Genomic DNA, 5,748 nt, shown 5'->3' with positions numbered 1-5,748 from the left:
TGATCGGCCGGAGGAGGTCGTGCAGGAGGCGCGGCGCCTCGGCTGCGATCTGCACCCGAGGATTCTCGAGCGGAATGGCCGGACCCGCGACGCGGTCGCGATCCGCATCTCCGAGGAGACGGCGAGCACGCTCGCGGCCAGTCTGCGGGCGGCGGGCGCGGACGTGTCGCTGCGCTGGCGCGGCCGGCGCGGACCGCGCTTTTCCCCAAGCGGTTCGTGAGTGGCCCTGTCGCTCCTCCCACTGGAGGAAATGGATGGTCTGGGCGTCGAGGCCATCGGCCGATCGCGTGACTGAGACCGGGGCCTGCCCTCACCTCTAGGCTGAGCCGCATGGTGGATCCACGCGCCGGCTCGCCGGCAGAGCCGAAGGACCTGGTCGATCTCGACGCGCTCGCCACGGCGTACTACGACCGGACCCCCGACCCCGACGACCCGGCGCAGCAGGTGTCGTTCGGCACCAGCGGGCATCGCGGGTCGAGTCTCGACGGCGCCTTCAACGAGGCCCACATCCTGGCCACGACGCAGGCGATCGTCGAGCACCGCGCGCGCGCGGGCATCGCTGGCCCGATCCTGGTCGGCAGGGACACCCACGCCCTCTCGCACCCGGCGTGGCAGACCGCGCTCGAGGTGCTGATCGGCAACGACGTGGTCACCCTCGTCGACGCCGAGAACGGCTTCACCCCGACGCCGGCGGTGTCGCACGCGATCCTGCGGCTCAACGGTCTCGGAGCTCACGGGCAGGTCGACGGCATCGTCGTCACGCCGTCGCACAACCCGCCGCGCGACGGTGGCTTCAAGTACAACCCGCCCCACGGCGGCCCGGCCGGGTCCGACATCACCGGCTGGATCCAGGACCGTGCCAACGAGCTCCTCCGCGACGGGCTCCGCGGGGTGAGGCGCGCCAGCACCGACGAGACCCGCGACCGGGTCGAGACATACGACTTCCTGACCCACTACGTCAACGACCTCGGATCGATCGTCGACCTGGAGGCGATCGCCTCGGCCGGCGTACGGATCGGAGCCGACCCGCTCGGCGGTGCCTCGGTCGGCTACTGGGGGCGGATCGGCGAGGAGTACGGGCTCGATCTCGTGGTGGTCAACTCCACCGTGGACCCGCAGTGGGGGTTCATGACGCTCGACCACGACGGCAAGATCCGGATGGACTGCTCCTCGCCGCACGCGATGGCGTCACTGGTCGCGCAGCGCGAGCGCTTCGACGTGGCGACCGGCAACGACGCGGACGCCGACCGGCACGGCATCGTCACCCCCGACGCCGGCCTGATGAACCCCAACCACTACCTGGCGGTCGCCGTCGCCTACCTCACCGAGCACCGTGACTGGGACGCCGCGGCCGCGGTCGGCAAGACCGTGGTCTCCTCCCGCATGATCGACCGCGTCGTCGCGGACGCGGGACGGGCGCTGTACGAGGTGCCGGTCGGCTTCAAGTGGTTCGTCGACCCGCTGCTGGCGGGGTCAGCCGTCTTCGGTGGCGAGGAGAGCGCAGGCGCGTCGTTCCTGCGCAAGGACGGCTCGGTGTGGACGACGGACAAGGACGGCATCGTGCTCGCCCTGCTGGCCGCCGAGATCCAGGCCGTGACAGGGCGGAGCGCGAGCCAGCACTACGCCGGACTGACCGCGCGTCACGGTGACCCGGCCTACGCCCGGGTCGACTCTCCGGCGACCCGCGAGGAGAAGAAGCGTCTCGCTGCCCTCGATCCGGACGCGATCACCGCGTCTGAGGTCGCCGGAGACCCGATCACACGCGTGCTCTCCCACGCGCCCGGCAACGATGCGGCAATCGGCGGCATCAAGGTGGAGACCGAGCAGTCGTGGTTCGCGGCCCGACCCTCGGGCACGGAGGACGTCTACAAGATCTATGCAGAGTCCTTCCGGGGACCCGAGCACCTGGCCGAGGTCCAAGATGCAGCAAAAGCCGTGGTGAGCGAGGCTCTGACGTAGAGTGCGCAGCACGGTCGGCATCTGTCGCTGACCTGCGACGACGCTGGTCTGCGAGAACGCATCAGGGGGACGACGTGGGGCTCGGGCACGAGGGACGCGCGGTGTCGCCGAGGCGACTGCGCTGGCGCCGTACGGCGCCGCTGCTCGCCGCCGGCGCCTTGACGCTGACCGGCGTCTCCGCCGTCCACGCCGACGAGGTCCCGAGCGCGGAGGCCGTCGCGCAGGCCCAGCAGAACGTCGTCGCCAAGGGCGACCAGGTGGCGGCGATCCGGGCGCGCATCGCCGCGGCGACCAAGCGGGTCGACGACCTGGCGGTGCGAGCGGCCGAGGCGGCAGAGAAGGACAACGGCGCCCAGTACGCCCTCAGGAAGGCCGAGCACGCCGCCAAGGCCGCGCAGGCTGCCGCCAGGACCGCCGCCGCGGCCGCCGAGCAGGAGCGTCTCGCCGTCGAGCGGCAGGCCGTGGGTGGGATCGCCGCACGCGCGCCGTACAACCGGCTCCGCAGCTTCTTCTCCGACGACGGGCCGAGCTCGCTGCTGCACCAGCTCGCGGCGTACGACTCCGTCGGGGACGCGAGTCGTGCCGCGCTCGCGACGTACGAGTCCAAGCAGGCGGTCGCCATCGCGCTGAAGCGCCGCGCAGACCTCGCCGTCGCCGCGCGCGAGACCGCCGCCGACGCCGCGAGGGCGGCGAAGCAGGAGGCCCAGAAGGCCGTGGCCGCCGCCGCGGCGGCGCGGGCATCGCTCCAGCGCGACCGCGACCAGCTCATCCGCGAGCTCGCACACGCCGAAGGCATCTCCGTCACCGTGGCCAGCAAGCGCCAGCGGGCGCTGGAGAAGCTGGCCCAGGCCGCTCAGGAGCAGGCCAACCGTCCACCCGCTGCTGCCCCCTCGCTGCCGCCGACCGTCGACGAGCCACCCGCGGCCGTCCCGGCGCCCGCGCCAGGCCCGGCGCCCGCGCCGCAGCCAGGAGCCACGCCCCCCAAGCGGGCGAAGGGCGTGGAGGCCGCGGTCCAGTTCGCGCTCGCCCAGGTCGGTGAGCCCTACGTGTGGGCGGGCGCCGGCCCGAACGTCTGGGACTGCTCGGGTCTGACGATGCGAGCCTGGCAGGCCGCGGGCAAGAGCCTGCCGCACTTCAGCGGCGCCCAGTACGCGTCGTCGACGCCGATCGCGCTGTCCGACGCGCGCCGCGGCGACCTGCTCTTCTGGAGTCGCGGAGGCCCCGACTCCATCCACCACGTCGCGCTCTACCTCGGCGACGGCTGGATGGTCGAGGCGCCGCGACCGGGCAAGAGCGTGCAGGTCGTGTCGGTCTACTCCTGGACCGGGCCGGACCTCGCCGCCCGCATCCGCTGAGGTCGGGCGGCAGACACTCTCCCTCCGCACCGGTCGCGAGAACGACGAAGGCCGCCGACCCCGTCAGGGATCAGCGGCCTCCGTGCAGTCTCAGCGGACGATCAGTGCTCGCCGTCCTCGTCGTGGGCAGGCTGCTCGTGGACGCGCTTGAACGACGCCTCCACCTCCAGCTCCGCCTCGCGACGGCCGACCCACTCGGCGCCCTCGACGGACTTGCCGGGCTCGAGATCCTTGTAGACCTCGAAGAAGTGCTGGATCTCCAGCCGGTCGAACTCGGGGACGTGACGGATGTCCTGCAGGTGCTCCTGGCGGGGATCGCCGACGGGTACGCAGAGGACCTTGTCGTCGCCACCGGCCTCGTCGGTCATCCGGAACATGCCGATCGCGCGGCAGCGGATCAGGCAGCCGGGGAACGTCGGCGCGGAGAGCAGGACGAGTGCGTCGAGCGGGTCGGTGTCCTGGCCGAGGGTGTTCTCGATGAAGCCGTAGTCGGCCGGATACTGCGTGGAGGTGAACAGGGTGCGGTCCAGCCGGATCCGCCCGGTCTTGTGATCGACCTCGTACTTGTTGCGTACGCCCTTGGGGATCTCGACCGTGACGTCGAATTCCAGCACTGTTCCTCCATTGGTTCTCGGCGACCGGCTCGTGCGCGGGTGTCCGGGCCGGTCCGACCCGACACGCACGGCGTGTCTAGTGTCTCGTACGTGCGCAAGACGGCAGGACACCGGGTGATCGACTGTGACGTGGGCAACACCACGTGCCGGCCGTGACCGCACGTCTCACCGTGGTCGCGACGACCGACCTGCACGGGCAGGTGCGCGATTTCGACTACGGCACCGACGCCCCGTACGCCGACGTCTACGGCAACGGCATCGGACTCGCTCGGGTCGCCTCGGTCGTCGAGCGCATCCGCGCGGACGCCCCTGGCGCCCTGCTCGTGGACGCGGGCGACCTGCTCGAGGGGAGTGCGCTCGCGCACCACTACTCCGGCCGCCTCCGCGACGACGACCCGCCGCTCCACCCGATGGCCGCGGCGATGAACTACCTCCGCTACGACGCCGTGACGCTCGGCAACCACGAGCTCGACTACGGTGTCGCCGCGCTCACCAGGTTGCGCGAGCAGCTCGACGCGCCGCTCCTCGCCGGCAACGTCCGCGACGCCGCGACCGGGGTCCCCGCCTTCGAGGGAGGCCTGGTCCGGGACGTCCCGCTCGCGGGCGGCGCGGTGGTCCGCGTCGGGATCATCGGTCTCACGACTCCCCAGGTGACGACGTGGAACCGCGACGTCGCGGCGCAGCTCCGGTTCGACGACCTCGTGACCGCTGCCGGACCGTTGGTCGACGATGTGCGCGGGCGTGGTGCGGACGTCGTCGTCGCCGTCGTCCACTCCGGCATCGTCGAGCCGGCGACCCGCGAGAACGCCGCCGTCGCGCTGGCCCGCGAGGTCTCGGGGATCGACGTGATCGTGGCGGGGCACGCGCACGTCGAGGTCGCCGAACACCGCGAACGCGGGCCGGACGGCCGTACGGTGGTGCTGACCGAGCCGCTCTGCTGGGGGATGCGCGTCGCCGTCGTCGAGCTCGACCTCACCGTCCGAGGCGGCCGCTGGTGCGTCCTGGACTCGCGGGCACGCCTCGTCGACACCGCGCGATCCCCCGAGGACCCGGCCGTGGTCTCGCTGGTCGAGCCGCAGCACACCCACGTCCGGGCCCTGGGCGCGCAGATCGTCGGGCACGCGGTCACAGCCGTCGATGCCGAGCCGGCGCGCTATCGAGCCACCGACGCACTCGCGCTCGTCGCCCGCGCCCAGGCCGAGGGCGCCCGTCGCCGAGCAGATGCCGACGTGCCCCTCATCAGCCTCGTGAGCCCCACGAGCCGCCACGCATCCATCGCGGTCGGCCCGGTACGCCGCCGTCAGGTGGCGGCGCTCTGCACCTTCGACAGCGGCATCGTGGTGGTCGCCCTGGACGGACGGCGCCTGAGGGCGCACCTCGAGCACGCCGCCGCCTTCTTCCACGGCGTGACGACCGCCGGGGATCACGACCCCGACACGCTCACGAACGCGCCCACCCCTCGTACGCCGCTGGGGACGCCGGACTTCGACTACGACGTCGCCTACGGGATCGACGCACCGGTGACCTACGACATCGACCTCGCGCGGCCCGTCGGCCGGCGGATCACGGGGCTGTCGTACGACGGCGCGTCCCTCGCCGACGACCAGCCGCTGCACGTGGTGGTGAGCCGATACCGCGCCTCGGGTGCGGCGGCGTACCCCGACGTCGCCGAGGCGCCGGTCGTCCACGAGGTCTGCGACTCCCTGCGGACGCTGGTGGAGCGCTACCTCGCGGCGGGTGCGGCGTACGCCTCGACGCACGCGCACTGGCGGCTGGTGCACGCCGGGACGCCACTGACGGTCGCCCCCGCCGGATAGGCT

Annotated in this window: 5 protein-coding genes; 4 read left to right on the top strand and 1 reads right to left on the bottom strand. The window is 72.4% G+C overall.

The features are described 5' to 3' along the window. From PV363_RS15300 to PV363_RS15290, 3 genes are all read left to right on the top strand, one after another. On the top strand, positions 1-220 hold a 220-nt coding region (locus PV363_RS15300), incomplete at its 5' end, for a hypothetical protein (RefSeq protein WP_301022773.1). A gap of 110 nt (positions 221-330) precedes the next feature. Continuing rightward, a complete protein-coding gene (gene pgm, locus PV363_RS15295; RefSeq protein ID WP_301022772.1) occupies positions 331-1,959 on the top strand; it encodes a phosphoglucomutase (alpha-D-glucose-1,6-bisphosphate-dependent) in 1,629 nt (542 codons plus the stop codon). 74 nt (positions 1,960-2,033) lie between these two features. Then, a complete protein-coding gene (locus tag PV363_RS15290; RefSeq protein WP_301022771.1) occupies positions 2,034-3,314 on the top strand; it encodes a C40 family peptidase in 1,281 nt (426 codons plus the stop codon). Between the two features lie 101 nt (positions 3,315-3,415). On the opposite strand, the gene PV363_RS15285 is transcribed toward PV363_RS15290, so the two are convergent. Next, positions 3,416-3,925 carry an inorganic diphosphatase gene (locus PV363_RS15285; RefSeq protein WP_220342560.1) on the bottom strand — a complete coding sequence of 170 codons (510 nt, stop codon included), beginning with the start codon at positions 3,923-3,925 and terminating at the stop codon, positions 3,416-3,418. 155 nt (positions 3,926-4,080) lie between these two features. Between PV363_RS15285 and PV363_RS15280 the strand changes: the two genes are divergently transcribed. Continuing rightward, positions 4,081-5,745 carry a 5'-nucleotidase C-terminal domain-containing protein gene (locus PV363_RS15280; protein WP_301022770.1) on the top strand — a complete coding sequence of 555 codons (1,665 nt, stop codon included), beginning with the start codon at positions 4,081-4,083 and terminating at the stop codon, positions 5,743-5,745. The last annotated feature ends 3 nt before the right edge of the window (positions 5,746-5,748 follow it).

The organism is Mumia sp. (assembly GCF_028803055.1).
Lineage (GTDB): Bacteria > Actinomycetota > Actinomycetes > Propionibacteriales > Nocardioidaceae > Mumia.
The sequence above is the reverse complement of the archived record's forward strand: the minus strand, read 5'-3'. Positions and strand labels throughout refer to the sequence as shown.